This is a genomic window from Ochrobactrum sp. BTU2, assembly GCF_024539785.1.
GTDB lineage: Bacteria > Pseudomonadota > Alphaproteobacteria > Rhizobiales > Rhizobiaceae > Brucella > Brucella anthropi.
In genome coordinates this window covers 11815-28724 of record NZ_JAHWRG010000008.1, presented here as the reverse complement: position 1 = coordinate 28724, position 16910 = coordinate 11815, and the positions used below count along the sequence as shown (strand labels likewise).

Here is a 16910-nt window from a genome sequence, read left to right as displayed (position 1 = left end):
CGCAGGATAAAGGTACCTGCAGCGATACGACCTATAGCGCATATCACAGTTACCCAGATCGCTTTGCAAATTGATCATAATCAATGGCACTGCCGTCGACCTCCATAATCTTATCGGAGGCCGTCAATGTTTCGGGCGAAACCGGGTTGAGTTGAACATAATCGGAGGGGCGTCAGTATTGCAGGTGAGGGTAAAAGGCGGCATCGATCTTCGGTGGGAAGGCAAACCGGCAGAGACGATCGACGAAGAAGTTGCGGTTCGCTCGGCTGCGCTTCTTGGCGATGACTATCCTGACCTGCGCCCCATCTTCGACGTCGCGGAAGGGCAATGCGTGCTAGCGGGGCAGCGGCTTTTTACGGACCGTCGACGCCCCGACCTTAGCTACACTGCCCCCCTTTCCGGAACGGTCCGGGCAATCTCACATGGCCGGCGCAGAAGCCTCGATTCGATCGTCATCGATATTGATGGGGATGATGGCATCCGATTCGACCGGCCCGCGCAGCCGGATCGAGAAGCAATGCAGTCGCTTCTGATGACGAGCGGTTGCTGGCAGTCCTTTCGCACTCGCCCGTTCGGGCGGATCGCCGATCCCGCAAAAATCCCCGACGCGATCTTCCTCACCGCCATGGACACGGCGCCGCTGGCGGGCGATCCGGCGCCGGTCATAAAACGCTTCGAAACATGGTTCCGTTTGGGTGCCGCGGCGCTGTGCCACCTCACCGACGGCCCGGTTTACATCTGTCATGGCAATGATGCGTCGCTACCTGTGGTGGACGGCACCAAATCGGTCGCCTTCTCCGGCAGGCATCCGGCAGGACTTGCAGGAACGCATATCCATCACATTCACCCTGTCGATGCCACCCGGATGGTCTGGCATATCGGCTATCAGGATGTGATCGCGATCGGCTGTCTTCTGGATACGGGCCGGATCTGGACGCAGCGCGTCGTCGCACTGACGGGCCCGGGAACCCGCACGCCGCGTCTGGCTCTTGTGCCTCCAGGAGCCAATCTGCGCGATCTGTTCGAGGGCACGCTCGTGAGCCCCGCAGTCCAGTTGTTGTCAGGCTCCCCACTCTGCGGCATGGTCGAGCACTTCCTGCGGCGCTATGACGTGCAGGCCACTGCCATGCCGCACGGACATCCAGCCCGCCGCTCCTTCGTCGCCCGTTACCTTACCTCATCCGGTGAGCGGTTTCCTGCGCCGCTTATCCCCAACGCCGTCCATGAGCGGGCCGCACCCTGCGGGATCCTGCCTGCGCCGTTTCTGCGCGCTATCAGCACCGGCGATGTGGAAGCGGCCGCGAAACTCGGGGCGCTGGAGATCGTCGAGGAAGACCTCGCCCTGCTCGGCCATGTCGACGGTTCCGGCACGGATTACGGAGCCTTGCTGAGGGCGACGCTCGATGAGCTGGAGAAGGCGATATGACCGCTTTTCTGCAGGATTTGCGCGCCGGGCGCTTCGCACATATCCCATTGGCCAGCGCGGTTATGCCCGCGCTTCTGGGCCTGATTGCGCCGGTTGCGCTCATACTTTCCTTCGCCGGTTCAGCCTTCGCCATACGGCTATTGCTGGCTCTCGTCGTGACGGTCGGCTGGCAGTTTGTTTTCGCCCGCGTGCGAGGCATCGGGATCGGGCTCGACGGCATAATCACCGCCACCCTGATCGCGCTCCTCGTTCCTGTCGACGCGCCGCTTTGGCAACTGGCTCTGGGGATCAGCTTCGGCGTGGTGATCGCCGAACAGGTGTTTGGCGGACGCGGACGCAATTTCGTGCATCCGGCAGTCGCGGCACTGGCTTTCCTGATGTTCTCCTTCACCGATTTCGATTATCGGACTGGTCCCGACATTCCTGTCGCCGCCCTGGCGCCGGCAGCGCTTCTCCTGCTCCTCAGCGGGCAGGCGTCATGGCGTCTGCTGCTTGCCATTGTCGGTGCAATGGTCTTGTCCAGCTGGATGCAGGGTCAGGACGTCGCGTCTCTCCTGCTCTCGGGCGCCATCGGCTGCGCTATCCTTTTCCTGGCGGCAGATCCGGTCTGCTCCGCCGCCACCAATCCCGGCCGCTGGGCACAGGGGATCTTGACCGGCCTGCTCATCGGCCTTTTCTCGCAGGCCGGCTCGGCTTTCGGAGCCGCGATCTTCGCCATCCTGATGAGCAGCATCTTTGCGCCGTTGATCGACTTCCTGGTCGTGACCGTCCATGTGAAACGGAGGGCGAGGCGATATGGCTGATACCCCTCCCGGCAGCCGTCGATCAGGTCTCTGGCGCGGCTTTCTGGACCGGCCGAACACCGATCGCGTCAAGACGATCGGCATGTCGCTGCTGGTGGCCATCGGCTGCGGCGTGACCGTCTCGGTCGCGACTGTCACCCTGCGTCCGATCCAGCAGGCCAATATCGCCGCCCAGCAACAGGGCCGCATGGTCGCAATGCTGGAGAACCTGCCCGGGATCGGCGAGATATTAAAGGAATCCGGCGCGAGCGGCGTCGAAACACTCGTCATCGACCTCGCCAGCGGAACGGTCGCCGCCGATATCGACCCGGCGAGCTTCGATCAGCGCGCCGCGGCGGCGGATACTGAAAGAAGCACGACCGTACCACGCGCGGACGACCTCGCGGGTCTCGGCCGCCGTGAGAATCACGCGCTCGTCTACCTTCTGCGCCGCGGCGACGATCTGGCGCTCGTCGTGCTTCCGGTTCGCGGCGCGGGATATCAGTCGACCATCCGCGCCTATCTGGCGCTGGAAGCCGATCTCGACACGGTCGCCGCCTTCACTGTCTACGAACAGGGAGAAACGCCGGGCCTCGGCGCTCGTATCGCCGAGGATGGCTGGCAGGCGCAATGGGCGGGCAAGCGCATCTTCGACGATGGCGATTTCGCTATTTCCGTGGTGCGCGGAAATGCCAGCGGCCCCTACGAGGTCGACGGCATCTCCGGGGCCAGCGTCACCGGCTATGCGATCTCCGACATGCTCGAATTCTGGATGAGCGAGCACGGCTTTGGACCTTTCCTCGACAAATTGAAGAAAGGAGAAATCCGGTGACGATCGCCTTCCGCAACCTGACCGACCCTCTCGTCGACAAGAACCCTGTCACCGTGCACATTCTCGGCATCTGCTCGGCGCTCGCGGTCACGACATCGATGTCGACCGCTCTCACCATGTCGATCGCCCTGACCGTCGTGCTCGGCCTTTCGGCCGGCATCATCAGCGCGATCCGCCGCCATATCCCGTCCTCCGTCCGCATCATCCTGCAGATCACCATCATCGCCTCCCTGGTCATCGTCGCCGACCAGTTTCTGCAGGCCTTTGCCTATGAGATGAGCCAGCGGCTGACGGTGTTCGTGTCGCTGATCGCGACCAACTGTATCGTGCTCGGCCGCACCGAAGCCTATGCGCTGCACAATCCAGTGTTACCCAGCATGGTGGACGGCGTCGGCAACGGGCTGGGCTACAGCCTCGTCCTGCTGACGGTCGCGGCGATCCGCGAACTGTTCGGCTCGGGCAGCCTGTTCGGCATCGGCGTGCTGCCGCTGGTCGCCGACGGCGGCTGGTATCAGCCGCTGCGCCTGATGCTGCTCGCACCGAGCGCCTTCATCATTCTGGGGCTTCTCGTCTGGGCCGTTCGCAGCCTGCGACCGGCCCAGACGGAAGCGCCCGAGTTCGAGCTGCGCGAGCAGGAAAGGGCGGCGGAGACATGATCGAACTGTTCCAGCGCTCCATTTTCGAAGAGAATCTGGCGCTGTCCTTCTTCCTCGGCATGTGCACCTTCCTCGCCGTCTCCAAGCGCGTGGAAACGGCATTCGGCGTGGGCGTGGCGCTGATCGTGGTGCAGTCGATCAGCGTCCCCTTGAACTATCTGCTGCATGCCCATGTTCTCAGCGCAGGTGCACTCGGCTGGGCCGGCCTGCCGGATGTCGATCTCGGCTTCATGCGGCTCATCACCTTCATCGGCATCGTCGCGGCGATGGTGCAGATCATCGAAATGCTGCTCGATCGCTACGTGCCCGCTCTTTATAGCGCGCTTGGCATCTACCTACCGCTTCTCGCCATCAACTGCGCCATCATCGGCGGCAGCCTGTTCATGGTCGAGCGGCAATATGACCTTGCCGAAAGCACGGTTTACGGCGTCGGCACAGGCATCGGCTGGGCGCTTGCGATCGTCACGCTGGCGGCGGTCCGCGAGCGATTGCGCTACGCCAACGTTCCCGAAGGCTTGCAGGGCCTCGGCATCGCCTTCATCGTCACGGGCCTTCTGTCGATGGCGTTCTCCGCTTTCGTGGGAGTGCGCGTGCTATGACGGAGATCCTGCTCGGCATCGGCTTCATTTCCGTGCTGCTCGTCGTACTTGCAGCTCTTGTCCATACGGTCCGGGACTATCTGCTGCCGTCACGGCCTGTCGCGGTCACCGTCAATGGTAAGCGCGAGATCGCGGCTTTGGCTAACTTCAAACTGCTCGACATCCTTAACGCCAACGGCGTCGCCGTACCCTCGGGTTGCGCGGGCGCCGGAACTTGCGGCTTGTGCCGGGTGAGCGGGGTTTCGGGAACAGGCGACCCGCTGCCGACGGAGCGCGCTCGACTTTCGCCTGCCGACGTTCGGGCGGGAACGCGCCTCGCCTGCCAGATCGTCGTGCGAAACGATGTCGCTGTCACCGTGCCGGACGAGGTCCTCGGCATCACCACGATGCAATGCCGCGTGGCGTCATCGCGCAGCGTCACACCGCTGATCAAGGAAATCGTGCTCGCCCTGCCGGAGGGTGCGCAATTCGACTTTCGCGCGGGCAATTTCGTTCAGGTCACGGCACCTGCCTACCGCCTCGACTTTTCCGACATCGCGCTGGAGCCGCAGCACGCCGCCGAATGGAAGAAGCTCGGCATAGACAAGCTCTCGTCACAGAGCTCCCAGTCGGTCTCTCGCGCCTATTCTGTCGCCAGCCGGCCCCGTGATGCTGGCCTGATCGTCCTCAACATCCGTCTGGCCACGCCGCCGCCTGCCAAACCGCAGGCGTCTCCCGGCATCGTTTCGTCGTGGCTGTTCGGGCTGCGCGAAGGCGACGCCGTCGAAGTTGCCGGTCCTTACGGTCACTTCGGGGCTCAGGACAGCGAGCGCGAAATGGTCTTCATCGGCGGCGGCGTCGGTATGGCCCCCTTACGTGCCATCATAACGGACATGCTTGAACGGCAGGGAAGCCGGCGCAAGATCAGCTTCTGGTATGGCGCGCGCAGCCGGGGTGAACTGTTCTACGCCGAAGAATTCGATGAGCTTGCGCGACGCTACCAGAATTTCCGCTGGGTGCCGGCTCTATCGGAGCCTGCCCGTAACGACGCCTGGGAAGGCGAGACGGGCTTCGTCCACGACGTCGTCTTCAAGGCCTATCTCAAGGATCACTCGGCGCCGGAGGACTGCGAATATTACCTGTGCGGACCGCCACTGATGATCGAAGCCGTCTACGCGATGCTCGATGAATGCGGCGTCGAACGCGAAAGCATCTTCAATGACGATTTCGGGATCTAGGAGCATGAAGACTCGGCGCGACATTTTGCTTGGACTGGGTGGCCTGGCTGGACTGATGTCCATGGCGTCATTCGCGTGGGCCGATGCTGGCGATTTGGTGCGCATCTCCGGTCGCGCCTTCGGCACGAGATGGCAGGTCACCGTACCCGCTGACGCCGATGCCGGTGGGCTTGGTGCGGACCTGCGAAAAATACTGGCGGGGATCGATCAGTCGATGAGCCCGTTTCGCGCCGATTCTGAGCTTTCTCAATTCAACCATCGCTCGAGCACTGCACCGTTCGCAGTCTCCGTTCCATTTAGAACCGTCGCTGGCAAAGCCCTGGAGATCGCGCGGTTGACCGATGGCGCGTTCGATCCGGGCGTCGGGCCAGATGTCCATCGTTACGGTTTCGGGCCGATCGCATCGGGGCAATCCGGTCCTCATATCGCTTTTGCCCTCGGCGCCGAAGGCCTATCCAAGGCGGAGCCGGAACTGTCGCTCGATCTGTGCGGCATTGCCAAGGGCTACGCCGTGGACCGGCTTGCAGAACACCTGGCTGCGCAGGGCGTGCTTGGTTTCCTGATCGAGGTGGGAGGTGAAGTCTCTGCCCGCGGCCGGAGACCTGACGGCGCTCCCTGGCGCGTGGGCATTGCAGATCCGCTACGCACGGGCATCCATACGGCACTTCCCTTGACAGACATGGCGATGGCCACCTCGGGTGACGCCATCAACGCCTATGAGATTGCCGGCCGCCGCTACAGTCATACGATCGACCCCGCCACCCGCGAGCCGGTTCACAACAGCGTTGCCTCGGTTTCCGTCCTGGCCCCGACGGCGCTGGAGGCCGATGCATTTGCGACAGCGCTTCTGGTGATGGGGTCCGAACGCGGCCTTGCCTTCGCCACCGCCAATCGTCTGCCCGTGCTTTATCTGCTGCGCCAGGGGGATGGCATTGAGGCCAGAGCCAACAGGCTCTTCGTCGATCACGGGAGGGCATGAGACATGCAGACGGTTATCGCCGCCATTCTTCTGACCGGGGTCGCCATGCTGGCGCTGTCCGCCGGCCTTCTTGCCGGCCGCGCGCCACTGAAAGGATCGTGCGGTGGCGCGGCCTGCGGCGGCAAGTGCCAAGCGTGCAAAAGACCCGGAGGAATGAAACGATGAAGCTCGACACGGTTGCCGATCATATGCGCACCGACCTGATCACGCTGACTCCGGACATGGAAATCGTGCGCGCCGTCTCCGTCCTGATGCAGAACGAAGTGTCGGGCGCATGCGTGATCGACGACGCGGGCGATCTCGTCGGCGTCCTGTCGAAGCGCGATTGCCTGAAGGCCGCGCTCAACGCCTCCTATTACAAACAATGGGGCGGCAGCGTCGCCGACTATATGAGTACCGAGCTCGAAACGCTCGATGCGGGCATCGATATCGTCGAAGCCTGCGAGCGTTTCGTTGCAAGCTCGTTCAGACGGTTCCCCGTTGTTCGCCATGGCCGCCTTGTTGGCCAGATCAGCCGTACCGACGTCCTCAATGCCCTTTCGCGGCAATGGACATGAGCTGACACTCTTCACAAAAAGGAAAGGACAGATCATGACACAACAGCTTTCGAGAAGGCTTTTTCTCGCCGGAACCAGTGCCGCCGCATCCGCTGGCATCGTCGGTGCGGCCAACGCACAGACGCCCGCAGGCGGTGCCGCCAGTGTCTCGGTGCAGGAGGCTCTTAAGCAGCGCCGCTCGACAAAGCGCTTCGGGCGTGCCGACGTTCCCCGCGAAACAGTGCTGGAAGTCTTGTGGGCAGCCAATGGCGTGAACCGCCCGGACGAAGGCAAGACCACAGCACCCGCCTGGCACGGCTCGAAGGACGTCGACATCTATGTCGCCCTCGAGGATGGCGTCAGCCTCTACAATTCTGCTGCCAATACACTCGAAAAAGTGTCCGATGCGGATATCCGCGCCGATGTCAGCCCCACGGCGTTCGTGCGGCGTGCACCGGTCGTGCTGATCTATGTTTCGGACGGCGAGAAGCTGGCGGCCGCCGCCGGCGATATCGCGACGTCCGCGCCAGAAGAACTGGTCATCGCCGCACGCGTCAACTCGGCCATCATGGCGCAGAATGTCTATCTGTTCTGCGCAGCCGAGGGGCTGGGCACGTGCCTTTTGGGTACCGTGGACCGGACAGCCGTCAAAACGGCGTTGAAGTTCCCCGATCATCTTACCGTGACATATATCCAGCCTGTGGGTGAGATCGGCTGATCCGGGAGGTGGTCGCAGACCGGAACGTGAGCTCAGCTGCTCGTTCGGCGCTCGCGCCGGAGGGAATGCTGTGACGGTCGCAATTATCTGGTCGGTAGCTGGCCTGCTGGCTCTCGTCGGCGGAGCCGAAATGCTGGTGCGGGGCGGTTCGACGCTCGCGCGCCAGCTTGGCATTTCACCGCTGGTCATCGGACTTACAGTCGTCGCATTCGGAACGAGCACGCCGGAGCTTGCCGTTGGCATCGATGCCGCCCTGTCAGGAGAGGGAGGATTGGTGGTCGGCAACATCGCCGGCACGAACACCTTCAACCTGCTGTTTATCCTTGGCTTGTGCGCGCTCCTCAGACCCGTGGTCTTGGAGCCCGCCTCGCTCAGGTTTGAGCTTCCTGCAATGGTTGTCGCCGCAGCGGCCTTCTGGGCTTTAGCAGCAGACGGCTCCCTATCGCGGACCGAGGGCATCATGTTTCTGCTTGGCGGGGTCGGCTATACGATCCTGATCGTCCGGAGTGCGCGCAAGAGAATCTCCCAGGCCGAGAAAGAGTTGCCTGCCCTGCCTCGTAGGGTGCGGGAGGATCCGCACGCAGGATCGATCAGCGCAGTAGCCATGGTTGTCGGGATTGCGATAATCGTTGCAGGCGCCGACTGGCTCGTCTGGGGATCGACCGAACTCGCCCGCCGGCTGCAGGTCTCCGAGGCCCGCATCGGCCTGACCATCGTCGCTATCGGCACGTCGAGCCCCGAGCTCGTGACGACAATCGTCTCGACGATGCGCAACGAACGCGACATCGCCGTCGGTAACCTTCTCGGCAGCGGCTTCTATAACATCGCTGTTATCCTGGGCCTGACCATGTTGGTTCCAGGCAATCCGATGTCGGTGGAGGACAACCTGATCTCCGTCGACATCCCCGTCATGGCGGCGGCCACGCTGCTTTGTGTTCCGGCCTTTCTCAGCGGCAAGAGACTTTCCCGGGCCGAAGGCGCGGGCTTCGTCTGCTGCTACATCGGATATTTCGCTTACCTTATTCTCGCTCGGGGTTGATTTTGATGAGGCTGTATACGAATTTTGAGCGTAATCGACTCGTTTTGAGACGTATTGAATTGACCTTCGAAAACTGCGGACAAGGTAGCAACTACGCGTTGCGCGGGCAGATATTACAGGTCATGCGTCTGCTTCGAAGAGCAAGTTGTGATGTTTGCCCGTCCCCGCAACCATCTTTACTTGCTCGGGGCGCAAGTGAAGATTAGATCCTGCCCCCGCAACCATTTCCAGCATAAATCGCTCATCGTTCAGGTGTAACCAAGCACCTATGATTCAGGTGGACCACACAAAACCCCGGCGCTTCTGCGACCGGAGTTTTGTGTCCTGAAACGATAACAATCTGGGATGGTTTGCTGTTTTCTGGCTATAGTTGTGTAATTAAGGCTGGACTCGATTTTCCGAAATCTTCTGAGTGATTGCCTTGTCTTTACACGCGAGCAATAGTCCAGAAGCGACGATGATTAACATTCCTATAGTCTTTAGGAGATCGGGAACATCGCCGAAAAGGATTATTCCGATTGCTGCGGCTGAGACAATCTCCAAGTAATTAAACGGGGCCAGCAGACCGGCGGGTGCTCGCCGGTAGGCTTGAATATACATTAGGTGTACGACGCTGGCCAAAAAGCTCATGAGTACGAGAAGCATCCACACCTTGGCATTTGAAGGAATGGAAAACGAAAGCGAAACGCTGGGGAAAAGTGAACTAATTGAAATAGCGGCGAGCAGCGTTAGGAGCGCGCCGAGACCGGTATAGAAATGCATTGCGAGGGACGAATTACCGGTTGATAGATGCCGACCAAGAAGAAAGTAGACAGCTATGCATGTGGCACAAGCGAGAGGTAACAACGCTATTACACCAAATGCCATAAGATTTGGTCGGATCACGATCAGCGCGCCAATAAATCCAAGACCTACAGCAGAAACCCTGTGACGATCTGGAAATTCACGTAAAAAGACGACAGACAAGACAACAGCGAGCAAGGGTTGCGCAAAAAATATGGCGATGGCATCCGCCAATGCCATGTAGCGCAATGCAGCAAAAAAAGAAATGCTGCCTATAGCTAGGAGAGCTCCACGTAGGATATTTTGAATTGGACGATTAATGCGAAAAGCTTGCCAACCGCCAAGAACGAGCATCAGAGGGAACATGAAGATAGTCTGAAGTGCGAATCGCACCAAAGCTATTGCACTTGCCGACACAAAATGACTCTCCCCGAGAATTTTCGCCAGGGCGTCAGAAAACGGTGTTAAGAGCGCTGCAGCGCTCATGATTAGTACCCCCATCCTCAGGGGATGGATTGCTGTCGTCGTCGTGGGCATCATATTCGTAATATTCTCAAAATTCGCCCGGAGATGAGCGGCGGGATACGTGGGTGTCTTATCGCGAGCTATAGATTTCGTTTGGTCGTTTCTTCAGATTGTTTAGATACAAGACCATTTCGTCGAACCCGATTCCAATTTCCGCGCAGGCACGCGGAAAGAAACTATGCGAAGTAAGGCCCGGTAGAGTATTGAACTCGATCAGATACGGTGCGCCGTTACTGATAATCACGTCCGCCCGGTAATATGGAAGATTTAAAGCTTTAGCGAAGACACTACCGTCCCTGTTAACGGTTTCCATGATTTTTTCGTCTGTTTCCAGAAGCCAAGTCTGAGTATCGTCAGATTCATATTTTGCTTCATAGCTAAAGAATTCACTTGTATATCCAACGGCGAATGTGGGAAGCATCCGATCATAAAAATAACAGACCGAGAGTTCTTGGCCACTGACAAACTCCTCGACAAGAATGCCGCGCCCATACGACGAGGCTGTTTTGACTGCGACGTCAAATGCCCCAAAATTTCCTTGGACGAGTGTTACGCCTTGGCTACACCCTTCACCGTTCGGCTTAACTATGAACCGGCTTCCAAAGCGATCAGTAATCTCATCGAATGACACGGAAGACGCATCTTCGTAGAAGATATATTCTGGTACACGAATACCCAAGCCGCGTGCAACATGCTTGGTGAGGAGCTTATCCATGCAGATCGCGCTGGCTTGTGGTGACGGTCCGTTATGCGGAATATTTCTACCTTTAAGGTAGCTTTGCGCCATCCCGTTCTCGCCGAATCCGCCGTGGAGAGCCAAGAAGACCCGTGAGAAACCATCCAATGACAGATTCAGGAAGCCCTGATAATCTGGTACATCGAAAGTTTCGTGCGTAATTCCCATTCTGTCAAAAGACGCACTGACATTTTCCGCTGTAAGCAAGCCCACGTTGCGTTCCGACGAATCTCCGCCTGTAACGATGGCCACACGTTCATGCTCAAACATGTCAAATCTCCCATGTTGCCAAATTTTGGAGTTGCGATATTTTCTCGCTTAGAAGGCGTGCACCTTCGCTAAACTCGTTAAAAGGCATGTCTGGCTCAAACGACACACGAAGGGCCGCATTTGCCCTTTGATCGTCAAGGCCAATACCTCTGAGAACGTATGAGGGGGCGAGTTTCTTGGCGTTGCAGGCTGAGCCGGATGATAAGCACACCCGGCGTAGGCCCTTGATTACGGTCTCCGAGCGGACACCCGGAACCGAGAAATTTATAATGTTTGGCACAGAATAGTTTTCTGGTGAGTTTAAGTGAAATTTGACACCATTCGTTTGGAGCAGGTCAATAAGAGCAGCACGACGCGAAAGAGCATCCTTCCATCTTTCCGACAGATCGGATGTATATAGCTCCCTTGCTGCTACACCAAATCCTACGATCAACTGTGATGGAAGCGTACCACTTCTCAGCCGAAATTGCCCGCCACCGAACGTAATAGGTTTTAGTTCCGCCATTCTGGCTTTGCGGACGTATAGCGCTCCTATTCCCTTCGGGCCGCCAATCTTATGAGCTGAAATGGACATCGCATCCACGCGAGAATTGGCAACATTCAATGCAAGTTTGCCGACCGCCTGCGTTGCATCAAGATGCAGGAGCGCGGTTTGACTATCGAGTATTCTTCCGATCCCATCGATGTCCTGAATTACCCCGATTTCTGAATTCACATAAGCAAGGCTCACGAGTGTTGTGTTCTCGTCGATCAACGATTTTAGGTGGTCCAGATCAATGCGCCCATCTTCACCTATTTTCATTCGTCGTATCTCTACGCCGCGCCGTGCCATCTCCTCTGCGGCTTCGAGCGTGGACTTGTGGTCAATTGGGCAGATAACGATATTTTCGTTTCCCCGACTTTTCGTCGTACCGAGCACAACAATGTTGTTGCTCTCGGTGGCTCCCGACGTGACCGTAATTTCGGCGGCTGTGCACCCCAGGATTTGCGCGATGTTCTCAATTGCTGCGTCGGTCGCACGCTTTGCCATCGTCCCCATTGCGTGTGCTGAGGATGGATTTCCATATTCTTGGCGCAAGCAAGTTTCCATGGCAGCCACTACTTCTGGTCGGCATGGCGTTGTGGCTGCTGCATCAAAGTAAATGAAATCGAGATCATGAATCGCTCGCATCCTATTTCTCCTAAGAAACAAAGGTGGCGAGACTCACACCATTCCTGAATATATGGTCGACCGTCGCTTCTCCACTTCCCCCCGTATCGGCAACGAGAACCATCATTCCGCTCAAATCATAAATCGAGAGAGCAATTTCGACGCCGGCTTGGATCGGAGCGTGGCATTCGGCGGGAGCAAGGATCAACAGATAGCGTCCTCCGCTTCGATGAACCTCCGATATCATCTCAGTAATTTCGCCCGCGCACCCAGTGATGCCGCAACTAATCAAGGGTAGGGATGTACCGCTTTCATCCGTGAAGGACACTTCTGACTGCCCAGGCTTGTCTAGGAGGTAGCGCTTCTGTAGCTTTCCTTGCTTTACAAGGCGCTTTGCTGCGTTCTGAAATCGATATCGGAGCCAAGTCTCAGGAAATGCCAAATTATGTCGTCTACTGGGGAGTATGTCCTGCTCACCCAAGTATGTGGACGCCTGTAACCGGCTGGAATAGAGTGATGGAAGCTGCAGAAAGCTGTCATAGAATGCGCCACGATAATCACCTGCTTCGCCTTGATCGGGTACATATTGCCAATCATTGATTAGCAAGAGAATCTTTACTGACTTCTCGAAAGTGGCCTTGTAGTGTTCACCAATTCGAATACCTAGATCCCAAGTATACAGTGGGAAAATACCAACTCTGTCAGATACTGCTTGGCGAAGATTATCATCTTCGATCTCCTCAAGTATCCCCGGCACCAGACGGCGTTCGTGAGGCGAATAGAAAAGCATAAAATGGCCGCACATGATGATGAGTTCGTTGAATTTTTCATCAACCATTGAGGCTTGCACTGCCGCAACCAGTTCGGTCTCGGAGAATACGATCCTTTCGGATTTTACGACAGTGGCCATATCCCCTCCTGAGTACGCGAAGTTGCTTAAGTGGATGAGTTGGAGGAGCTGAGAAGGACTTGAACCTCTGACCTCGCTGCTTTCGCGGCGCGCTCTCCCAACTGAGCTACAGCCCCATTCTGCAATATCATTACGGATATTGGATATGGTATCCAATTAAACAAAGCAAGTGGAAATTTGCACATGCTGGAATCTAATTGGATATTCACATAGGAACTTAGTCTCACTGTGGGCAAAAGCGGCTTTTCAACCACGCCGAAGGCGTCGCGACAGCAAGACAAATCTCTATTTATCTAACTTTCCGCTTCGGCTTGGCCGCCACTGGGCGTTTCTGCGGGGGCGAAAATGAGGGTGAGTGTGCGGCCAAAACCAGCAAAGGCCGCAACGGATGATGAGGCTAAAACCGAAAAAAAAGCATGCCGTCGAAACCTACGGGAGTTTAAGAATTGAAAGCCCTGTGTAGGTCTTGTTCAATCTCGTCGGCATCTTCCAATCCGAAATAAAAGCGGACGCAGCTGTCGCTTAGCCCGAGCCGATGAGCGGAGGTCCATCCAGACGGGTCAAAATGATTGGCAAGACTTAATGTGCCTCCCCATCCGTAGCCCAGCTTTATAACGCTCAGTCGATTCAATCGTTCTACGACTTCACTTACAGACCATTCCAATTCTATGGATACGAGACTATTGAAGCCTGTGTAATCACGATCGAATATATTATTGTTTTCATTTTGCAAGGACGGATGGAAAACACGCTTAATTCCATTCATCCCTTGAAGGACTTTGAGCATCCGAGCCGTCGTGGCCATCTGGCGGGAGAGCCGCACGCCAAGGGTACTCATTGACTGAATCGCGCTCGCACAAGCTTCTGACCCTACATGGCTTCCCAAAAGCGCAGTGACTGATTTAGCCTTTTCGAAATGGCTCCGATTGTTCGTGATGATCGCTCCGAGTGAGATGCCCGCCGCCGCCGCGTGGGATTTCGTCAGTGACAACACAACGACGTCTACGCCATCATCCAACGGATGATAAAAGGTTGAAGCGGCCCAAGTATTATCCATGATAGTCATCACAGCATGATTTCTGCACGCTTCCACGATGCTCTTTCCATCCACAAGTTCGAATGTGAATGAGCCGGGGGACTCCCAAAAAACCGCCTTGGTGTTGGCGCGCATTCGGTGAGACAGGACACAAGCGTCCTCTGGAGAAAAATATTCTATATCTATTCCAAGAGCACGGAAATGTTGTTCAAATAGCCAGCAGGTCGTGTAGGTAGTGGTATCGCAAACGAGGAGATGATCTCCCGGTGTAATCAAAGCGGCAAGCAATAGGTGAATGGCGCTTTGCCCAGAAGGTGCCAGTACGGCGAAGGTTCCCTTCTCGATTTTGGCGATCTGATGAGCCAAGTGAAGTGTGGTTGGTGTGTCAATGCCGCCGTAGTAAAGCCCGGAAAAAGCACTTCCGTTTCCTTCGGTCAGGCTAGAATTGCTTATAGGAGAAAGCTCTTCGTAGCGATTGACGACGAGTGTCGTGGCATTGAAGGCTGGTACAAGTGGCGCAAAAAGCTTTCCCACTGGGAAAATACCGATCTGCGCTAAGTCAGTTGTGTTTGATTTAGACATCGATGTTTTCCAACTCATCGAGCAGCTTTATGATTTCTTCGACCTCCGCAATCCCAGGCGGTGTAACGCCTGATATAGGGTATTCCAAAGATGCCTCTCCAAATCGGTGAAATGCTTTGAGCAATGGGCCTTTTGGAGTGCCCCATCGCAAATAGTCTTCATTCGCGCCTTCGGGCATATCTTTCAATGGATGTTGAACCGCCCAATTTGCGCTAACCACCACTGGCTGTCCGATTGTTTTTCGATATTTTATTAAGGTTCTAAGCAATGAAAGTCGGCTGGCGTGCTTTTCTCCAAGCCCAAACAGCAGTGCGCAGCCACAAGATATACCGCAACTTCCAAGGATGCTGAGCGCTTCAGCGAACCGATCTTGCCAAGAACTGACCTCCTTATCGAGATCTTTGCTCATGCCGCCGATTTCTTCAGGTTCGAATGTTTCCAATCCAACGAACACGTAACGGAGACCATTTTGGGCAAGACGTTCAATCAATTCTTTGCGACGCAAGATTTGGTCGATGGTGAACTGGCCGCCGAAAACGATGTCTATCGGGTCGTACTCCATCAAGTCGCAGAACTGACTTATGGCCACAGGGCTGCCGCTTAAAAAAATTGAATCTTCCACGAATGCACTCGCGCCACGGTTAGGAGAATCTCTGCCGATTACCATCGCTGAGTCCCGCATCTGACGATAAAGCCTGCGCGGAGCGCCTTTTATGTCTTGTATGCCGCCAGTTACGGCCCGCCGTTCGCTGCAAAATGCGCAGTCGTAGACACAACCTCTTCCCGTGTCGCTAAAAACATGAGACGTCATCCTACCCTCGAAAACATCGAACGACGCCGAGACGCCGAATATTGTGGGGATGGACGGCATATCATCATAACGCAGCGGCGTTCCTACACTGATGAGGGTCCGATCGATGGCGGGGAAATCGACAATCCAGCGCCCCGGTGCCTCGGGTCTTATCTTGTCAGCGATGTCGTTGAGAGCTTTTGGCGGGCAACTACTTAGCGCATTACCGATTTCGGCTACGATATGCTCGCCGTCACCTGACACAACAATATCGAATATCGGCGGTATGGTCTTTTCTCTGATAAGTCGGCCCGGTGACGCCTTGTGATGGCGCACTGCTGAGGGTTCTCTCGTACGTTCATTTTGTAGATAGATCGTTTCCGTCACATGTCGTCCGCCGAGTACGATGAGAATTTCATCTCCCAGAAGTTCCTTTGCCCGCTTGGCGCATTCAACTGCACCAGGCATGCAAAGTGTCATCGCTCCAAGTAATAAGAGATTTGGTCGCTGCGATAAAACAAGTGCCGTGAACCGATCTATATCATCGAGAGAATACATTAATAGGAAACATTCCCTTAGTAAGGAAGTCGGAGCTGACCAATTACTATCGGACCAAGCACCAATTTTTCTTTGTGCGAGGTCGGCAGCATAGCGGCAAGCGTTAAAAAGACTTGCTGGGTCGGCGCTGTTAAGCGCGTTTTCTGACTTGGTGCCCTCTATCCAATCTGGCGCGGAAACCGCGATGGCTCTTATCGTACGCAGCTGGCGAGACTCCGCAAGCTTCTCTCTCGGATAGTATCTAGCCGTTTCGTACCCGTCGGTGGCTGCGTGATCCATAGTTTCCCTTCCGTAAACCTGTCACTTGACGTTTCATGTCTTGAGAAATTATACCGGCATCATGGTCCGGATACGGTATATTGGATACAGGATAAAGAGCAATAGATTTGACACGGCAGGTCAAAAGGAATGAACCCATTAAGGTGGGTTGGTTCGGCGATAGAAGCGCTGATCACGACGCGCACTTCGTCAACTTCCGGATGCGATTTATGAGGTTTGGCTTAACCAAGGAGAGGAGGGGATCACCGAAATTCGGGGTAAACTAGATTTGTTGCTAAAAAGGAGCTGTCGCTGCACGCTGACGCAGCGGCAACAACGTTTGCCCCTAAAGCTGAGGGGGGAAGGAAAAACGACCTTCCGTAGCAAGCCCAAGATCAGTTACCGATTTATATTGGATGGGCGTGTGAATGCCATCTAGGAAGCCACGAGCATCAGCACCTAGCCGATTTTATTCACAAGACCAAGGTGCCCGCTTGCTAAGCTGGGCGTGAAAAATTGAATATTGCC

At 56.4% G+C, this 16910-nt stretch carries 17 protein-coding genes and 1 tRNA gene; 11 read left to right on the top strand and 7 right to left on the bottom strand.

Features of this window, described 5'->3' with window-relative positions:
- Positions 1 to 70: 70 nt before the first annotated feature.
- The 11 genes from KWJ32_RS20900 to KWJ32_RS20850 all read left to right on the top strand — a co-directional run bounded on the left by KWJ32_RS20900 (position 71) and on the right by KWJ32_RS20850 (position 8784).
- Positions 71 to 1426: a hypothetical protein gene (locus tag KWJ32_RS20900; protein ID WP_256886217.1), complete on the top strand. Its 1356-nt coding sequence runs from the start codon at positions 71 to 73 to the stop codon at positions 1424 to 1426.
- Positions 1423 to 2229, top strand: a complete 807-nt coding sequence (locus tag KWJ32_RS20895; protein ID WP_112585283.1) for an RnfABCDGE type electron transport complex subunit D — start codon at positions 1423 to 1425, stop codon at positions 2227 to 2229. Before KWJ32_RS20900 ends, KWJ32_RS20895 begins: the two co-directional genes overlap by 4 nt.
- Complete coding sequence (gene nqrC / locus KWJ32_RS20890; protein ID WP_112585285.1) at positions 2222 to 3040, top strand: NADH:ubiquinone reductase (Na(+)-transporting) subunit C; 819 nt, start codon at positions 2222 to 2224, stop codon at positions 3038 to 3040. The genes KWJ32_RS20895 and nqrC overlap by 8 nt, the downstream gene beginning before the upstream one ends.
- A complete protein-coding gene (locus KWJ32_RS20885) occupies positions 3037 to 3696 on the top strand; it encodes an NADH:ubiquinone reductase (Na(+)-transporting) subunit D (protein WP_112585287.1) in 660 nt (219 codons plus the stop codon). The genes nqrC and KWJ32_RS20885 overlap by 4 nt, the downstream gene beginning before the upstream one ends.
- Positions 3693 to 4295 carry an NADH:ubiquinone reductase (Na(+)-transporting) subunit E gene (gene nqrE / locus KWJ32_RS20880; protein WP_112585289.1) on the top strand — a complete coding sequence of 201 codons (603 nt, stop codon included), beginning with the start codon at positions 3693 to 3695 and terminating at the stop codon, positions 4293 to 4295. The genes KWJ32_RS20885 and nqrE overlap by 4 nt, the downstream gene beginning before the upstream one ends.
- A complete protein-coding gene (nqrF, locus tag KWJ32_RS20875) occupies positions 4292 to 5512 on the top strand; it encodes an NADH:ubiquinone reductase (Na(+)-transporting) subunit F (RefSeq protein WP_112585291.1) in 1221 nt (406 codons plus the stop codon). Before nqrE ends, nqrF begins: the two co-directional genes overlap by 4 nt.
- Positions 5513 to 5516: 4 nt before the next feature.
- Positions 5517 to 6491 carry an FAD:protein FMN transferase gene (locus KWJ32_RS20870; protein ID WP_192799860.1) on the top strand — a complete coding sequence of 325 codons (975 nt, stop codon included), beginning with the start codon at positions 5517 to 5519 and terminating at the stop codon, positions 6489 to 6491.
- Positions 6492 to 6494: 3 nt separating this feature from the next.
- A complete protein-coding gene (locus KWJ32_RS20865) occupies positions 6495 to 6656 on the top strand; it encodes a hypothetical protein (RefSeq protein WP_192799859.1) in 162 nt (53 codons plus the stop codon).
- Positions 6653 to 7048, top strand: coding sequence for a CBS domain-containing protein (locus KWJ32_RS20860; protein ID WP_112585295.1), 396 nt, complete (start codon positions 6653 to 6655; stop codon positions 7046 to 7048). Before KWJ32_RS20865 ends, KWJ32_RS20860 begins: the two co-directional genes overlap by 4 nt.
- 34 nt (positions 7049 to 7082) lie before the next feature.
- Positions 7083 to 7745: a nitroreductase family protein gene (locus KWJ32_RS20855; protein ID WP_162707404.1), complete on the top strand. Its 663-nt coding sequence runs from the start codon at positions 7083 to 7085 to the stop codon at positions 7743 to 7745.
- Between the two features lie 70 nt (positions 7746 to 7815).
- A complete protein-coding gene (locus KWJ32_RS20850) occupies positions 7816 to 8784 on the top strand; it encodes a calcium/sodium antiporter (protein ID WP_112585299.1) in 969 nt (322 codons plus the stop codon).
- Positions 8785 to 9162: 378 nt separating this feature from the next.
- Here KWJ32_RS20850 and KWJ32_RS20845 read toward each other — a convergent pair whose 3' ends face one another.
- The 7 genes from KWJ32_RS20845 to KWJ32_RS20815 form a co-directional block, all read right to left on the bottom strand.
- A complete protein-coding gene (locus KWJ32_RS20845) occupies positions 9163 to 10068 on the bottom strand; it encodes a DMT family transporter (RefSeq protein WP_255487933.1) in 906 nt (301 codons plus the stop codon).
- Between the two features lie 94 nt (positions 10069 to 10162).
- The gene (locus tag KWJ32_RS20840) at positions 10163 to 11098 is read right to left on the bottom strand and encodes a D-alanine--D-alanine ligase (protein ID WP_151610428.1); all 936 of its coding nucleotides are present in this window, start codon (positions 11096 to 11098) and stop codon (positions 10163 to 10165) included.
- A gap of 1 nt (position 11099) precedes the next feature.
- Entirely contained in the window at positions 11100 to 12269 is a 1170-nt protein-coding gene (locus KWJ32_RS20835) for a cysteine desulfurase family protein (RefSeq protein ID WP_151610427.1), read from the bottom strand.
- Between the two features lie 10 nt (positions 12270 to 12279).
- A complete protein-coding gene (locus KWJ32_RS20830) occupies positions 12280 to 13158 on the bottom strand; it encodes an LPD16 domain-containing protein (RefSeq protein WP_151610426.1) in 879 nt (292 codons plus the stop codon).
- A 40-nt stretch (positions 13159 to 13198) separates the two neighbouring features.
- A tRNA-Phe gene (locus KWJ32_RS20825) sits at positions 13199 to 13274 on the bottom strand.
- 323 nt (positions 13275 to 13597) lie between these two features.
- Positions 13598 to 14776, bottom strand: a complete 1179-nt coding sequence (locus KWJ32_RS20820; RefSeq protein ID WP_172873653.1) for a PLP-dependent transferase — start codon at positions 14774 to 14776, stop codon at positions 13598 to 13600.
- A complete protein-coding gene (locus KWJ32_RS20815) occupies positions 14769 to 16403 on the bottom strand; it encodes a B12-binding domain/radical SAM domain-containing protein (protein ID WP_151610424.1) in 1635 nt (544 codons plus the stop codon). The genes KWJ32_RS20820 and KWJ32_RS20815 overlap by 8 nt, the downstream gene beginning before the upstream one ends.
- Between the last annotated feature and the right edge of the window lie 507 nt (positions 16404 to 16910).